16 protein-coding genes are annotated in these 15,774 nt (G+C 33.3%); 10 read left to right on the top strand and 6 right to left on the bottom strand.

Annotated features, from left to right (window positions below; genetic code table 11):
- Positions 1-4 precede the first annotated feature (4 nt).
- Positions 5-1,078 (top strand): ornithine racemase Orr, encoded by a 1,074-nt coding sequence (gene orr, locus F8154_RS03150; protein ID WP_151860137.1) that lies wholly within the window; start codon positions 5-7, stop codon positions 1,076-1,078.
- 79 nt (positions 1,079-1,157) lie between these two features.
- On the opposite strand, the gene F8154_RS03155 is transcribed toward orr, so the two are convergent.
- Together F8154_RS03155 and F8154_RS03160 are read right to left on the bottom strand one after the other, a co-directional pair.
- Complete coding sequence (locus F8154_RS03155) at positions 1,158-1,559, bottom strand: hypothetical protein (protein ID WP_151860138.1); 402 nt, start codon at positions 1,557-1,559, stop codon at positions 1,158-1,160.
- On the bottom strand, positions 1,537-2,577 hold the full coding sequence (locus tag F8154_RS03160; RefSeq protein ID WP_151860139.1) for a hypothetical protein: 1,041 nt from the start codon (positions 2,575-2,577) through the stop codon (positions 1,537-1,539). The genes F8154_RS03155 and F8154_RS03160 overlap by 23 nt, the downstream gene beginning before the upstream one ends.
- A gap of 132 nt (positions 2,578-2,709) precedes the next feature.
- Between F8154_RS03160 and F8154_RS03165 the strand changes: the two genes are divergently transcribed.
- Positions 2,710-3,615, top strand: a complete 906-nt coding sequence (locus F8154_RS03165) for a hypothetical protein (protein WP_243141147.1) — start codon at positions 2,710-2,712, stop codon at positions 3,613-3,615.
- 112 nt (positions 3,616-3,727) lie between these two features.
- Entirely contained in the window at positions 3,728-4,759 is a 1,032-nt protein-coding gene (ltaE, locus tag F8154_RS03170) for a low-specificity L-threonine aldolase (protein WP_151860140.1), read from the top strand.
- A gap of 127 nt (positions 4,760-4,886) precedes the next feature.
- Here ltaE and F8154_RS03175 read toward each other — a convergent pair whose 3' ends face one another.
- Positions 4,887-5,375: a metallophosphoesterase family protein gene (locus F8154_RS03175; protein WP_151860141.1), complete on the bottom strand. Its 489-nt coding sequence runs from the start codon at positions 5,373-5,375 to the stop codon at positions 4,887-4,889.
- A 178-nt stretch (positions 5,376-5,553) separates the two neighbouring features.
- Between F8154_RS03175 and F8154_RS03180 the strand changes: the two genes are divergently transcribed.
- From F8154_RS03180 to F8154_RS03210, 7 genes are all read left to right on the top strand, one after another.
- Positions 5,554-6,816: a YheC/YheD family endospore coat-associated protein gene (locus tag F8154_RS03180; RefSeq protein WP_151860142.1), complete on the top strand. Its 1,263-nt coding sequence runs from the start codon at positions 5,554-5,556 to the stop codon at positions 6,814-6,816.
- A gap of 233 nt (positions 6,817-7,049) precedes the next feature.
- Positions 7,050-7,544, top strand: coding sequence for an acyltransferase (locus tag F8154_RS03185; RefSeq protein ID WP_330577826.1), 495 nt, complete (start codon positions 7,050-7,052; stop codon positions 7,542-7,544).
- Positions 7,544-8,557, top strand: coding sequence for a Gfo/Idh/MocA family protein (locus F8154_RS03190; RefSeq protein WP_151860143.1), 1,014 nt, complete (start codon positions 7,544-7,546; stop codon positions 8,555-8,557). Before F8154_RS03185 ends, F8154_RS03190 begins: the two co-directional genes overlap by 1 nt.
- Before the next feature lie 39 nt (positions 8,558-8,596).
- A complete protein-coding gene (locus F8154_RS03195; RefSeq protein WP_456298070.1) occupies positions 8,597-9,586 on the top strand; it encodes a CgeB family protein in 990 nt (329 codons plus the stop codon).
- Between the two features lie 13 nt (positions 9,587-9,599).
- Positions 9,600-10,418 carry an NAD-dependent epimerase/dehydratase family protein gene (locus F8154_RS03200; RefSeq protein ID WP_207706815.1) on the top strand — a complete coding sequence of 273 codons (819 nt, stop codon included), beginning with the start codon at positions 9,600-9,602 and terminating at the stop codon, positions 10,416-10,418.
- A gap of 124 nt (positions 10,419-10,542) precedes the next feature.
- Positions 10,543-11,529 carry a glycosyltransferase family 4 protein gene (locus F8154_RS03205; protein WP_151860145.1) on the top strand — a complete coding sequence of 329 codons (987 nt, stop codon included), beginning with the start codon at positions 10,543-10,545 and terminating at the stop codon, positions 11,527-11,529.
- Between the two features lie 16 nt (positions 11,530-11,545).
- A complete protein-coding gene (locus F8154_RS03210; RefSeq protein ID WP_151860146.1) occupies positions 11,546-11,962 on the top strand; it encodes a hypothetical protein in 417 nt (138 codons plus the stop codon).
- A gap of 39 nt (positions 11,963-12,001) precedes the next feature.
- Here the strand turns inward: F8154_RS03210 and F8154_RS03215 are convergent, their stop codons facing one another.
- From F8154_RS03215 to F8154_RS03225, 3 genes are all read right to left on the bottom strand, one after another.
- Positions 12,002-13,309: a nucleotide sugar dehydrogenase gene (locus F8154_RS03215; RefSeq protein ID WP_151860147.1), complete on the bottom strand. Its 1,308-nt coding sequence runs from the start codon at positions 13,307-13,309 to the stop codon at positions 12,002-12,004.
- A 34-nt stretch (positions 13,310-13,343) separates the two neighbouring features.
- On the bottom strand, positions 13,344-14,495 hold the full coding sequence (locus F8154_RS03220) for a DegT/DnrJ/EryC1/StrS family aminotransferase (protein WP_151860148.1): 1,152 nt from the start codon (positions 14,493-14,495) through the stop codon (positions 13,344-13,346).
- 142 nt (positions 14,496-14,637) lie between these two features.
- Positions 14,638-15,759, bottom strand: a complete 1,122-nt coding sequence (locus F8154_RS03225; RefSeq protein WP_151860149.1) for a YheC/YheD family endospore coat-associated protein — start codon at positions 15,757-15,759, stop codon at positions 14,638-14,640.
- Positions 15,760-15,774 lie beyond the last annotated feature (15 nt).

Below are 15,774 nucleotides of genomic sequence, written 5' to 3' on the forward strand. Positions count from 1 at the left end.
AAGGATGAATCCACGAATTGATATTAACTTAGCTAAGCTAAAATATAATAGTAATTTAATAGTAGAAAAAGCCAATAGGTTTTCCATAGATGTTGCTGCTGTTACTAAGGGCTTCTGTGGAAACCCAGTAATTGCAGAAGCTATAGCAGAGGGTGGCGTAAAATATTTAGCTGATTCAAGACTTGAAAACCTATTGAAAATGCAGCACATTAAGCTTGAAAAAATACTATTAAGGCTGCCAATGCTTAGTCAAGTAAAAGAAGTAGTAAAATATGCAGATATTAGCTTAAATTCAGAGCTTGAAACTATAGTTGCTTTAAATGAAGCAGCTAAAGAGCAAAACAAAACCCATAAAATAATACTAATGCTAGATTTAGGTGATTTAAGGGAAGGTATTTTTGATGAAAAAGAGCTTGATGCAGTTATTAAATACCTTTTAAAGCTTAACAACATTGACCTTGTAGGCATTGGCACTAATTTAACCTGCTTTGGTGGAGTAATTCCAACAAAAGAAAACCTAGGGGAGTTAATAAACAGTGCAAAAAGGGTTGAAGAAACTATGGGAAAACCCCTAGATATTATAAGTGGTGGTAACTCCAGTAGCTTTTATTTAATTAATAATTCTGAAATACCTCCCGAAGTAAATCATCTAAGGTTTGGTGAGGCTATACTTTTAGGTACTGAAAGTACTTATGGAAGAGATATTCCAGAAGCATATCAAGACACCTTTAAACTAGTAGCAGAAATAATTGAAATTAAAACAAAGCCCTCAGTTCCAATAGGTGAAATAGGAAGAGATGCATTTGGAAATGTGCCTACCTTTGAGGATAAGGGCTTAATGAAAAGAGCCATACTAGCAGTAGGTAAGCAGGATATATCAACCCACACCATTATTCCCTGTGATAAAGAAGCAGAGGTACTTGGAGGCAGCAGTGATCATTTATTAATGGATTTAACCCATTGCAAAAAAGACTATAGGGTTGGAGATGAAATGATCTTTAATCTTACCTATGGTTCAATGCTGGCACTAATGACAAGTGAATATGTTCATAAAAACTATATTAATAGTATTGAGTAGTTGAGTTACTAAAAATCAACAAAATTAAAAGGCTAGTTGCTGGAGACTTACTTTAGCTTCTAGCCTATGTTTTCTTACCTTAAATAAAGGCAAGTACAAGCATAATCATATAAAGGGTATGAATATGCTCCTGCTGCTGCTTAATTTCGATTGACAAGCTGTCTCTTTCCTTTACCAAGTTCTCTATCTTAATGTTTAATGAATCTATGTGATCAATATCATTCTTAAACTCATTGTATTTCTGAATTTGATACTCTAATTCATCTAGCCTAGTAGTTGCTGAAAAAAGCTCAGATTCTTTTAATTCCAATTGCTGCTTAGCAAAATCCAGCTTTTCCTTAAGCTCCTCTAATTCATTTAGTAATTTTGAGTTATGTAATAGTTGTGCATTATCATCCTTTACTGAAGCAAGTGTAGAATTATTTTTTAAATCTTCAGCCTTTGGAACAAAATTATAGCTAACTTGTTGATATTTCATCATCAATATCACCTCCAAGCCCTAAAAATTGAATTGTAGGATAAAGGGTTCCATAAAAGCTATCACCAATTATTCTATTCATATTATTATTAGTTACAAACTTATATCTTTTAAAATTTACTAGCTTACTTTTTTCAATTATCTTAACAGATGACCAATTTTCTCCATAATCTTGACTTGTACATTTCACTAAATGATTATATTGATACCATATAACAAATGCTACATCATTATAAAAAAGAATGTGGGGATAGGAGCAATTAAGCTTATTCTCTGATAGCTGTTTAGGTTCAATTAATATTTTGTTTTCCTTTAAGTCCAGCTTAGTATAATTCACAGAAAGCTGGTCTTTATCATAGTTACACCATGTTATATGTAGGCTGTTGGTATTATCTATTACACCATCTAAATATAGCTTGTTAACAGAAGTATCTGTAATTTTAAACGGTTTTTCCCACTCCTTAGTAGCTTCATTAAGCTTTACTAAGAATATTTCCTCCTTATTCTCTACTAATGAAGTAAACAAGACATAAATACTTTTGTCTATTGAAAAAACCTTAAATGGATTAACAAAACCTTGAAAGTCAACAGATAGTACTGTAGCTTCAACTGCTTTATTTTTTTCGAATTTTATTACCTTTAATCTACATATATTTTTTTGTAATTCTTTTTGATAAAAAAATAGGTAAGTATAGCTATCATGATAAATACAATAGGGATATAGAAGTTTTTCTTCCTTCAAACTTAAGCTTAAGGAAGCCTTTTGTAACCATTTCTTCTTTTTATAGATATAGTAATTTATCCTATTTTTATCCTCTGTATTAAAAAGATGAATATTATCTTTAGGGTCAATTGTAGCAGCAAAGCTATGGGATGTATCTTGAGTAATTAAATGGGAGTCGGTCCATTTATTCTTAGTTGAGGATAAACACCTTATTTGGTTTTTGTCATCCATATAAATGTTAAATAAATCATTATTTGAAGAGCATAATAAAAATTCCATATTTCCTATAAAAGCCAAGCCATCACATCCAATTCATTTTTTAGTAAAATATATGCAGAAATTAAATAAAAATTACTCAATAGTAGCACCTATATTCAAGGTGATACATATTTTACAGTAAGGATGATAATAAAAGAAGGAGATGATAGGATGTCAAACAATATTATTGAAGCCCAATCAATAGAAGATAGATGCTGTATAGCCAACACTGGCTGTAAATTTGATGGAAATTTACATGATGTTGTGGGAGAATGTATCTTTGTTGATAAGGTTTATGATTCAGTTACTTTTAATCTGCAAGGTCTTCAGCCTGCATCTAAAGTCCCATTTGGCACATTACCAGCTTCTAAATGTGGGCCCAAGTCAAGAATTGTGAGGGTATTAGATATTAGAGCTAGAAAATTCTTTAATCCATCAAATATAAATGATCCAAAGAACTTATCTATTACCCCTAAAACAACATTATCGGGAGCTCAATTTGTAACTGATGAAAAAGGTTGCCCAGTTACTGTTCCAGGTCCTGCAGGGATATTGCAATACTTAATATTCACTGATACCAGTGAATGTGATGAAATAGGGGAAGGAACACCAATTTTTGGCTCCCAAGAAATAACAATAAGAGGTGCTGTACTAGTAGAAATAGATGTAGAGTTTATTGATGGATCAGGGCACATTCATGTAGCTACCCTTAAGGGTAAAGTACCAGTGAATCAGGTTCTTACAAATTTCTTTGAATTATGTATGCCATCAGTTTTTGAAGGGGCATTCTTACCACAGTTTACAGAATTCTGTAATGCTTTATTCCTAGCTAGATTGGCAACTCAAAGTATTCAAAGGGATATACAGTTTAACCCAGTGACAGGGGAAGTATTTGTTAATTTAATAGTAGCATTATGCCTAACATGCGAAAAGAAAATTAAGGTACCTGTACAATTATGCGTATTAAGCACAGGTTTCTGTGAGCAGGTGCCAAGGGTTAGACCTATTTGCGGAGATGAGTTCCCACCATTGTTCCCGCCACAGGTTAATGAGCCTTTTGTAAATCAAGACTGTTAGAATATTTTGATTAAGGACTGATAGGGATATCAGTCCTTAATTAATGTCATCATTTTAATTTTTTAGAAAATAATTTATAATAGAAGCATAGGAAAAGGGAAGGAGAATGACAATGGAATACATAGATATGAGAAGTGATACGGTGACACTGCCAGTGCCTGAAATGATGAGTGCTATATTAGATGCAAAATTAGGGGATGATGTTTATGGAGACGATGTAACCGTAAATGATCTTGAGTCTAAGGCTGCTGCAAAAATGGGGAAAGAGGCAGCTTTATTAGTGCCTACAGGCACAATGGGTAATTTAATAGCAGTTATGGCCCATACTACACCAGGGCAAGAAGTAATTTTAGAAGAAAATTGCCATATTTATTTATATGAGGTTGGGGGTATTGCAAGAGTTGCAGCAGTACAAGCTAAAACCCTACGGGGTGTGAATGGATTACCTACTATCAATGATATAGAGTCGTCAATAAGACAAGAGAATATCCATTTTCCAGAAACAGGTTTAATATGTATAGAGAACACCCATAACATGGCTGGTGGTATTGCAATCCCACCAAGTAAAATAAAAGAAATATATGACCTTTCAAGAGCGAAGGGCTTACCATTGCACTTAGATGGAGCAAGGGTTTTTAATGCAGCTAACTACTTAAATATAGATGTAGCTGATATTACCTGCTATGTTGACTCTGTTATGTTTTGTCTTTCAAAGGGATTAAGCGCACCAGTAGGAAGTATATTAGCTGGAACAAAGGAGTTCATAGGACGAGCTAGAAAATATAGAAAAATGCTTGGCGGTGGTATGAGGCAAGCAGGTATAATAGCGGCAGCTGGTATTGTTGCACTGGATAAAATGACAGATAGACTTGAGGAAGATCATAGTAACGCAATGCTCCTTGCCATAGAAATGAATAAACTACAAGGAGTTTCAGTTGAGCTTGATAAAATCCATACTAATATTGTTAATATAGACTTTTACGAAACTGGATATGACATTAATCAATTAGTTAGCAAAATGAAAGAGAAGGGTCTTTTAGTGAACCCAAGAAATGAAAGAGCCATTAGATTTGTTACTCATATTGGAGTAAAAAGAAAGGATATTTTAAAAGCAGTAGAAATAACAGGAGATATTATTGCTTAAACTATTAATATATCTTCTTCTGAATTATCTTAAGCTCATTCCCGTTTGGTTCTGAGCGGGTTTACGTAGTTTTGAAAATATTCAGGGTTTGTCTACAATCTTTAGCCACTTTAGAAAAAGTGGCTTTTTAAAAGTATACAATTCTAGCCTCTATTTTATCCTTTATAGTCAATAGTCCATAGGAGAAATACCTATTACGTCTTTTATCGGTTGCAGAACCAGGATTAAACAATAGCACCTCTCCCCTTAAGCTTATATGGGGGATGTGGCTATGACCAAATATTATACAATCTACATTATCCTCCTTAAAGGCTTCCACAGCCCTATCTAAGGTTTTACCTCTTTTTCCACCATCACCATGTATAACCCCTATTAGAAAACCATTAGCATTAATATTTAGTTTTTTTGGCAGCTTTTGCTGCAAGCTTATATCATCAATATTACCACATACTGCATTTACTGGAGCTAAAGCCTCCAGCTCCTTAATAACAGCTTCATTACATAAATCACCAGCATGTATAATTAAATCGACATCCTTAAAGGCTGTTAAAACCTCATGAGGTATTTTTTTTGCCCTTTTTGGCATATGTGTGTCGGAAATAATACCTATCTCCATATTGCTACTCCTCCTATTGTAATGAGAACTTAACTCTATTTACTATCTTTATTCTATTACATTCTAAAATATAGTTGTATTTGTTTAATATTATATCTAATATACACAAAATATTTACATTTTACATTTAATATAGTAGATAAATAACAACAGTATATAGGGTGGGAGAGTTAGATTAATGTCAAAATTATATAAATTAAAGGCCTTTAAGGGCAGTAATCAAAAAAGAAAGCTTTATTTAAATATTTTTCAACTAGAACTACTAGGCTTAAAAGCCAGTAGTAAAATTATAATTCAGGTTGCTTCAGAAAAATGGAGGGTTGAAATAATACAGGAACCCTCTAATCAATCAAACAACACATTATTAGTATCAAAGGATATTTTAAAGGAAATGCCTTACTATCAAGGGGAGGCATTAAGATTAGTTAAAAACACAAGTAAAGGAATAGTATTAGGTCCTAGTATTGGTTTAACAATATCTAATAAATCATGGAAAAGCATCCATGCTAGTGAATCAATAAAAAAGAGAGCTAAATTTGCATTAGAGAAGGGAATACTATTCTCCTGCTTTAGCCTAAAAAGTGTAGACTGGAGCAATAACAGGGTAGAAGCATACTGTTTAAGCCCTTTAGATTATAAAAGGATGAAGAGGGTTATTCCAGTTCCCCAGATTATACATGATAGAGGTTCACTGCCAAAAGCCAAAGGCCCAAAGGGATATAGAAGTAGAGGAAAAGTAAAAAACATTGCTTGGATTAATTCTACATTAACCTTTGGGAAGTGGGAAACCTATAAAGCCTTATGCATTAGTAATGAAACCAGTATTTATTTGCCTGAAACAGCTTTATTCAGTACATGTAAGTTAGGTGAGTATTTACAAAAATATAAATATTGCTATATAAAGCACAATATAGGAAGAAGAGGCAAGAGGGTGTATAGGGTGGAAAAGAGAGAGGACTGTTATCTTTGTAAAACTGGTGGCAGTGAGGTTAAGATATGGAGGTTTAACAGCTTAACAGAAATAAGTCGTTTTTTAAAAACAGCAGTTGGTGATGATTTAATATTACAGCAGGGTATTTTGTTAGCAGAAATAGAGGATTCACCCTTTGATATGAGGGTGTTAGTTCAAAAAAATGGTAATAACATGTGGGTTATAACTGGAGTTAATTATAGAATTGCAAAGCCAGGGGCCATTATAACTAATTTTGCAGCAGGTGCTAGAGATATTTTTTCTGAGGTAGGAGAAGCTTTACCTCATGAGGACCTCAATTGGAGTATTCTGTCGAATATGTGCTTAGCCATAGTAAATAAAATGGAAAGCTCCTTTGGAGCATTAGGTGAAGTTGGTCTTGATATTGCATTAGACAAGAAGGGTAAGCTATGGCTAATTGAAGCCAACAGTAGACCCAGTAGCATTGCCTATAGAAATGCTAGCCCCTAGGCACTTAAGCAAATATTTGGGCTACCTCTTGATTATGGCATATATTTAGTAAAGGAAAACTGTGGAGCCGAATCACCTATGGTATTTACTTAACATAATATATGGATGAAAGAGATGAAAAGTTTTAAAGGAAGGGGTTATTTTATGGATAGCTATTATGTTCATGATTCTTCATATATAGATGAGCCTTGTAGTATTGGTGAGGGTACAAAAATTTGCACTTTACTCATATTATGAGGAATGCTGTAATAGGTAAAAATTGCAATATTGGTCAAAATGTAAATATTGCATCTGGAGCAATAATCGGAAATAACGTTAAAATACAGAATAATGTATCGGTTTATACGGGAGTAATCTGTGAGGACAATGTGTTTTTAGGTCCCTCAATGGTTTTTACCAATGTGGTGAATCCTAGAAGCTTTATTGAAAGAAAAGAAGAGTATAGAAAGACCTTAGTAGGCTTTGGTGCATCAATAGGAGCAAATGCAACAATAGTTTGTGGCTGTAATATTGGACGTTATTCCTTTATTGGTGCTGGCTCTGTAGTTACAAAGGATGCACCAGATTTTGGACTTGTATATGGAGTTCCAGCAAAGCAAGCTGGTTGGGTATGTAAGTGTACTGAAAAATTGGATTTTAATAATGAATTTGCAATCTGTGGCGTATGCGGTTCAAGCTACAAAAAAACTAAAGATAATATCGTTACAGAGATTCAGAGGTGCTTATAATGAAGATTGGCGTAGTTGGTTGTGGTAGAATCTCTAAAACACATTTTGAAGCAATTAACAAATTATCTGACATATCAATAATTGGCTGCTGTGATATAGATGAGGAAAAAGCTAAAAATGCTTCATTAAAATATTCAATTCCATTCTGGACCACTAAATATGAAGAGCTTCTTAAATTAAAGGAGGTTGAATTAGTTACAATATGTACCCCATCGGGCTTACATCCAAGTCATGGTATTATGGCTGCTGGCTATGACAAAAATGTTTTAACAGAAAAGCCAATGGCGGTAAAATTATCAGATGCAGATAAACTAATAAATGCTTGTAATGAAAATAATGTAAAGCTTTATGTGGTCTTTCAAAACCGCTTAAATCCTACGATTCAATTGGTAAAAAAAGCAATAGAGGAAGGGCGTTTTGGTAAGATATACATGCTTGTTGCCAATGTATTTTGGACACGGCCTCAAGAATATTATGACCTTGCAGACTGGAGAGGTACCTGGAAATATGATGGAGGAGCCTTTTGTAATCAGGCCTCCCATTATGTTGACCTTATTCAATGGTTAGGTGGACCAGTTGAAGCTGTATATGCTAAAACAGAAACCTTAGCCCGTAGAATTGAAGCAGAGGATACTGGTATAGCAATTTTAAAATTCAAGTCGGGGGCTATTGCTTCGTTAAATGTTACAATGCTAACCTATCCCCAAAACCTAGAAGGATCAATATTAATTATTGGGGAAAGGGGCACGGTACGTGTTGGTGGAATAGCAGCTAATGAAATTTTATACTGGAGGTTTAGCCAATACCATCCAATGGACGACGAGGTTAATTCAGTAGCTACAAACCCAAAGTCTGTATATGGCTTTGGGCATATGGATTATTACAAAAATCTTATAAACACAATAAAACAGGGTAAAACACAAGCTGTAGATGGTATAGAGGGTAGAAGGTCATTAGAAATAATTGAAGCCATTTATATATCAAGCCAGCAGCAGCGTTTGGTGTTATTGTAATATAAATATTGGGAGGGATGAGAGATAAAATCCTATAGAATTTTCTTTTTAGACCACAGAACCTATTGTATTAATAGTCTAGGGGATTCCCTGTCGCAATTGGGACACAGCCTAGCCCTTCAATCCTCATGGTCACCAGAAGAGGTTGAAGCGGGTATTAGAATATTTAAGCCCAACATTTTAATTACTGTAGGCTACAACAGACCTCTTTTTAATAGATTTTCAAGGAAGGTACATGAACTATGTTCAAAGTATAAATTATTTCACCTATATTGGGCAACTGAGGATATTATAAACCATTTTAGTTGGTCCCTTCCTTATGTAAAAGACTCTAAACCGGATTTAGTTTGGACTATTCATAAAGATTGTATAAAAAAATATGAGGCTTTAGGTATTCCTGCTTTATACTTTAATTTTGGGCTGAATCCCCGTATTTTTCCTGCAAAAAAAAAGAATGAAGCTGAAACATTTGATATATCATTAGTTTGTGCTACACATTTATTTAAAGAGACCTATAGATTTCAGAGCTTTCAGGATTTACTATTTCCTTTGGTGAAGGCTGGGATTGATACGAATATATGGGGCTATGGGTGGAAAAAGGATTCAAAGCTTATTAAAGAGACCTTTGGTCATACCATACCAAAAAAATGGCTTAGGGGACACTTATTATATGGCGAAACAGCCTCTGTTTACAGAAAATCCAAAATTGTGCTTGGGGTTCAAAATTCTGAAGAACAGGTTACCCAACGAACATTTGAAATTTTAGGATCAGGGGGATTTATGATTGCCAGCAGAACAAAAGCCCTTAGTAGTATGTTTAAGGATAAGGTTGAAATTGTTTTATCTAGCTCACCGACAGAAACAGTAGAATTAGTGAATTATTATATTAATCGGCCAGACATTAGATATGAAATAGGCTGTAATGGACGTAAAAGGGTTTTAGAGGATTATACCTACCTCAGTAATTTAAAAAGGATTTGGCCAGACACAGAGCTACTAATAGAGAAAAAACTAATGGCATTAAGCTAAAGGGGGATATTTAATGGTAGGAAATGTATTAGTTACTGGTGGTGCAGGCTTTATTGGTTCACAGCTATTAAAAAGAATTATCCCCATCAGTAGTAATATTTATATAATTGATGATTTATCTACAGGAAAAAGGGAGGCAATACCTAAATCACCCAAAATTACCTTTATAGAGGATACCATAACCAACAGTGTAGTACTTGAGAGGGTTATGCCGAAGGTGGAGTATGTCTTCCATTTAGCCTGTTCCAATATAATGAAGTCTATATCAGACTTTGATTTAGACTTTGAAACTAATCTATATGGAGGATTTCAGCTATTAAAGGCTGCCAGCAAATATTGTACTAATCTAAAGAGATTTGTATACGCTTCATCGACTTCTATATATGGAGCTGCAGATTACTATCCTACAGGAGAAGATTACTATAATATTTGTCTTCCTTACTCAGCAAGTAAATTTTCAGCTGAGCATTATTGTAAGGTTTATAATCACATGTATAAAATGCCTGTTTCTATTTTAAGGCTATCAAATGTTTATGGACCAGGTCAAACAACCTTAAATCCATACTGTGGAGTGGTGGCAAAATTTTTTGAAGCAATTTATAACAATGAACCACTAATTATTTATGGTGATGGACGACAAACAAGAGATTTTACATTTATAGAAGATGCAATATCGGCATTTGTTATAGCAGCCATAAGAAAAGAAGCAATAGGGAATGTATACAATGTGGGTACTGGAATAGAGACATCAATTAATCAGCTGGCAAAGGAGATTATGGATGTTACAAAAAGTAATGATGCTCCAATTATTTATAAGAGTAAAGACCAATAGATGTGGTGGAAAGAAGAAATATTAATTCATCTAAAATTATCAAGGATTTACAATGGAATATTAAAAACTCTTTAAGGGATGGTTTGTTTAAGACTTTACAATGGTTTAAGGAGGAAAAAAGTAAATGAGGGTGTTTCATGGGATAATTGAAATAGCAGGACAAATGGGGATTTTATGTGGTGCATTAAAGAGAAAAGGACATATAGCAGTTGGATATAATACCTTTCAATCATATTTAGATTACAAGGAGCATTTGATAAATACTGATGCATTTGAAATAAGAAAAATGCTTAAGCAAATTGTAAACTTTTTTGATATATTTCATTTTCACTATGGTGCAACTATAATGCCTAATTTTGAAGACCTGGAAATTATAAAAAATAAAAAGAAGAAAATTATAATGCATCATTGGGGAAATGAGATTAGATTCCATGATTTAGCCATGCTTAATAATCCTTATGTTTACACTGGAGACTCCCCACCAAATAATGATATACATCAAAAGCTTTTATCAATTACAAAGTATATTGATGAGGCAATAGTCCAAGACTACGAGGTTCTGCCCCATGTAGCAAATTATTATAAAAAGGTTCATATTATGCCTATAGCAATAGATATCCGTAAATTTAAACCACATTATCCCAGTAGGGAAACTAAAAAACCCCTTATACTTCATGCTCCAACTAATCCAGATTTTAAAGGTACAGCCTATATAGAAAAGGCCATTGAAGAGCTGCGACACACCCATTTATTTGACTATAAACGTATAGAAAAGATGAGCAATGCCCATGTGGTTGAAATGTACAAAGAGGCAGATATTATTGTGGATCAAGTATGCTGTGGTTCCTATGGATTATTAAGTGTTGAATCAATGGCATTAGGTAAGCCAGTAATTGTATATATAAGGGAGGATTTAAAGGATAGTTTTCCTTCAGGGCTACCTGTGGTTAATGGTAACCCTGATAATATTAAACAGGCAATTAAAGATTTGATAGAAAGCCCTGAAAGACGCCATGAGTTAGGGGTAAAGGGAAGAGAGTTTGCAAAAAAATATCACTCAAGTAATGTTGTTGTAGAGAGACTATTAAATATATATTCTAAGCTTTCTTAAAGGGGGGGGAGTATAGTTGACTTCACTAGAAAAAAAGATGTTCTTCATACCAAAAAACTTGGCTGTAAGAAAAGATAGGTTATACATTTCATTTAATCTATCGGTTATACCTAAGGATATGAAGGTTTTATCAATTCAACTACACATACCATTTCATAATAAAAAGAAACCTAAGAAAACCTATATTAAGGAATTAACCTCAGATTGGAGCCCTAAAAAAATAAGAGATGGTATTAATCCAAATAAATCTAAAGTGTTAATAGGCCTTCAGCAACAATTAAAGGAAAATGAATTGATTATAGACACTACATTGTTTAAAGATAAATGGAGACTAAGTAATAAAAATAATTATGGTATATATGTTAGGATAACAAATGATAATCTAAGCTATTTAATTAATAATCCACCATATTTAGTTATAGATACAATTTAATTAGAAAAAAGCAACTCAAGTATAGAGTTGCTTTTTTTGCTACAATAAAATTACCTTGTTTTCTTTATCCTCTAATCCTTTAGTAGCATTTCGTGTATCAATAATTAAATTAGCTGTTTTTATAAGCCACGAATAATCAATTATTGAATGATCTGTAGTAATTAAAACTACATCGGCAGCCTTAATAGCCTCATCGTTTAGGGATATGGAGCTAAAACTATGGGAGCCTATCTCTATTTTATTAATATAAGGATCATAGTAGCTTAATTTTATACCATCCTTCAATAGCAGTTCAGCTATACTTATGGCAGGTGATTCTCTATAGTCACCAGTATCCTTCTTATAGGCCATTCCAATAATCAATACCTTAGAGGCTGTAGGAGTTATACCAATTTTGTTTAAGGCCCTAAGCACCTTTTCTCTAACAAACTCAGGCATTTTTCTATTTACCTCTCCTGCTAAGGAAATAAACTTTGTCATAAAATTGTATTCTCTTGCTTTAAATTCTAAATAATGGGGGTCAATAGGTATACAGTGACCTCCTACTCCTGGACCTGGGTAAAACTCCATAATTCCAAATGGCTTTGTAAAAGCAGCCTCCAATACCTCCCATACATTTATCATCATTTTATCACATAAAACAGCTAATTCATTCACCAAAGCAATATTGATGGCCCTAAAGGTATTTTCGTGTACCTTTGACAGCTCCGCTGCCTTTACAGATGAGACACCTACTATATTGTTAATAATCTGGCTGTAGAATATTTTACCTACTTCAAGAGAAGCAGCACCTATACCACCTATTACCTTGCTAATATTTTTAGTGGAGTAGTTTAGATTTCCAGGGTCAATTCTTTCTGGTGAATGACATAGAAGAAAATCTTCTTCTACTTTTAAACCAGAGGCTTCCAGCAATGGAAGCACTACCTCTTCAGTTGTACCAGGGTATATGGTGGATTCAATACTAATTAGCTGACCAACCCTAATATTTTTAGCAATTTCCTTAGTTACATCCTCCACATTTACAAGATCAGGAGTCAAATTTTTGGTTAAGCCTGTAGGAACACATATGATGATAATATCAGCAGTCTTCAAAAGCCTATAGTCCTTTGTTGCCTTAATTCTATCGGTTTTTACTAATTCCTTAAATTCTTCTTTTATAGCATCAATTATAATACAGTTACCACTATGAATCTCCCTTAGACGGTCTTCATTATGGTCTATACCTATAACATTAAATCCAGCCTTAGCAGCCTCATAGGCTAGAGGTAATCCAACATATCCTAAACCAATAATAGCGATAGATGCATCCCTATTAAGGATTTTATTCTTTAATAAATCTTTCATTTTACTTCACCTCATTTTTTGTCTATATAATGTTTCATTGGGCATAAAAGCTTATAATACTATTAGCAACTCTAATAGCCTCATCCTCAGTTAATTCAGGAAACATGGGCAATGAAAGAACTTCATTACAAGCCCTTTCTGTTACTGGAAAATCACACAATTTATAATTAAGCTGAATATAAGCCCTTTGTAAATGAACTGGCTTTGGATAATAAATTGTTGACCCAATACCAGCCTGCTCCAAATAGCTTTTTAGCTTATTTCTATCCATAGCTTGAATTGTATACTGATGATAAACATGATATGCATTCTCTGGCTCTATGGGAAGTTGAATTGGAAGCTTCCCATCAATTATTCTTGGGTATAGCAACTCATTGTATAGTTTGGCAATATTTCTTCTTTTAACTGTCCACTGATTAAGATATTTCAATTTCACATTTAGAATAGAAGCTTGAAGCTCGTCTAACCTACTATTAAAGCCTAATATATCATGATAATACTTAATTTTAGCACCATTTGATCTTAGTAGGAGTAATTTTTCGGCTATTTTACTGTCATTAGTAACAATCATTCCACCGTCACCAAAGGCCCCTAGGTTTTTTGTTGGGTAAAAGCTAAAGCAACCAGTATCTCCGAAGGAACCTATGCTTTTATCTTGATATTTACTACCGATAGCTTGTGCCGAGTCTTCAATAATTTTAAGCTTATACTTTTTAGCTATAGAAACAATTGAATCCATTTTACAGGGACATCCATACAAATGAACAGGCATTATAGCCTTAGTTTTTGACGTGATTTTTTCTTCAATTAATTCAGGGTTTATATTCCATGTTTTAGTGTCTATATCAACAAAAACTGGCTTAGCTCCAGCTCTAGTAATAGAGTTAGCAGTAGCAATAAAGGTAAAGGGGGTTGTAATTACCTCATCACCTGGAGCTATACCACAGCCTATTAAAGACAAATATAAAGCATCACTGCCACTGGCGACACCTATACCATAGTCAACTTGGCATAGCTTACTAATACTGCACTCAAACTCTTTAACATTTTTATCTAAAATAAATGAACCATTACTTAATACCTTACAATAGCAATCAGTTAATTGATTTTGCAATAATCTAATTTGACCAGTGAGATCGAAGCTTGGGATAAACTTGTTTGTTATATCTTTATTCAAATTCCTCATTCCTCTCTACTAATCTCATAACATTATATGAGTGCGTAAAAAAATTGATACAGAATGAAGAAGCCATAGAAACAATGAAGAATATTGTAACTATATGAAATACATTAGCGATTAAAGAAAAAAACAAGGAATTTACCTTGTTTTACGTCTTTTTATTGTATAAATACTGTGCATAATCTAATAAATTAATATAGGACTGATTAACTGTTTTTTCATCGTATGCCTTATGAAAAGACACCTTTAATGATCGGGAATTACACTCAATAAACCAAAGCTTACCATCCTTATCTATACCTATATCTATACCAATCTCTCCACTAGGCCCATAATACTTTTCTAAATACTGGTATGTCAATTTTAAAAAGGCTTCGATTCTATTTTTCAATAGTATAGTATAATCACTTGAGTAATTCATTTTATTTTTGAAAAAATCCTCAAAGGTCAAGGACTTCGAATGGGTGGTAATTAGAGCGTTAAATCTACCTATACGTACTGGAATTGCAGCAACGGTGATTTCTCCATCTCCATTTTTTTGAACCTCGGCTCTTAGGTCTACAATCCTATTGTCTATAGTAATTAAATCTATGGACTCTTGAACTATAAACATCTTGTTTTTAAAAAATTTTAATACAATACTAATTAATTGCTTAAAATTGTCTGCATTATATATAGAGAGATTATTCTTATAGTGACTACATTGATACCTATTATTAGGTAGCTTTACAACACGCATTACCAGCTTGCCTCTTCCGCTAGAACAGGCCTTTAAATATACCTTATTTTTGAGCTTAAGGATGTTTTGTAAATCAGCAGGAGATTTGTAAATAATGGTTTTTGGTAGGTATTCGGCAAAAGCCTCCTCCTTTGATAAATGAGTATAAACCTCCCACTTATTAAATTTATTAAGATAGTTTAAAGGTTTAATGTGACTATTCTTTAGCTGCTCCTCGAACATACTTGAAGTTTTTTCATCTTTAGGAGGGCTAGTTCTTTTGTAGAATATATCTGGAAATGGAAAAATTCTTTCTTGCCAGATTTCTTTTTCTTGATTAAAAAAAATACCATTTATATTCTTATTTACAAGATTTATCCCATTTATTGAAAAAAAATACAGTGTTAAGTCTATTGTACTATTGGCTTTCTTTAATTCCTCTATATCAGATGTTTCCTTTTGTCTTGTTAGATTTTTAATAATACTATTACCAACTAATACACCTACAATTGGCCTAGATTTAAAGCTTAGGCATACATTTTCCTTAGCCAACTTTTCTCCTCCTAA

Origin of the sequence: Alkaliphilus pronyensis, from assembly GCF_009017275.1 — a bacterium.
GTDB classification, from domain to species: domain Bacteria; phylum Bacillota; class Clostridia; order Peptostreptococcales; family Natronincolaceae; genus Alkaliphilus_C; species Alkaliphilus_C pronyensis.

Excerpts from the sequence above, each read along its gene's own strand:
- orr (WP_151860137.1), top strand. The coding sequence starts at position 5 with ATGAATCCACGAATTGATATTAACTTAGCTAAGCTAAAATATAATAGT.
- F8154_RS03220 (WP_151860148.1), bottom strand. The coding sequence starts at position 14,495 with ATGAGGAATTTGAATAAAGATATAACAAACAAGTTTATCCCAAGCTTC.
- F8154_RS03180 (WP_151860142.1), top strand. The coding sequence starts at position 5,554 with ATGTCAAAATTATATAAATTAAAGGCCTTTAAGGGCAGTAATCAAAAA.
- F8154_RS03165 (WP_243141147.1), top strand. The coding sequence starts at position 2,710 with ATGTCAAACAATATTATTGAAGCCCAATCAATAGAAGATAGATGCTGT.
- F8154_RS03205 (WP_151860145.1), top strand. The coding sequence starts at position 10,543 with ATGAGGGTGTTTCATGGGATAATTGAAATAGCAGGACAAATGGGGATT.
- F8154_RS03155 (WP_151860138.1), bottom strand. The coding sequence starts at position 1,559 with ATGATGAAATATCAACAAGTTAGCTATAATTTTGTTCCAAAGGCTGAA.
- F8154_RS03215 (WP_151860147.1), bottom strand. The coding sequence starts at position 13,309 with ATGAAAGATTTATTAAAGAATAAAATCCTTAATAGGGATGCATCTATC.
- F8154_RS03200 (WP_207706815.1), top strand. The coding sequence starts at position 9,600 with ATGGTAGGAAATGTATTAGTTACTGGTGGTGCAGGCTTTATTGGTTCA.
- ltaE (WP_151860140.1), top strand. The coding sequence starts at position 3,728 with ATGGAATACATAGATATGAGAAGTGATACGGTGACACTGCCAGTGCCT.
- F8154_RS03185 (WP_330577826.1), top strand. The coding sequence starts at position 7,050 with ATGAGGAATGCTGTAATAGGTAAAAATTGCAATATTGGTCAAAATGTA.
- F8154_RS03175 (WP_151860141.1), bottom strand. The coding sequence starts at position 5,375 with ATGGAGATAGGTATTATTTCCGACACACATATGCCAAAAAGGGCAAAA.
- F8154_RS03190 (WP_151860143.1), top strand. The coding sequence starts at position 7,544 with ATGAAGATTGGCGTAGTTGGTTGTGGTAGAATCTCTAAAACACATTTT.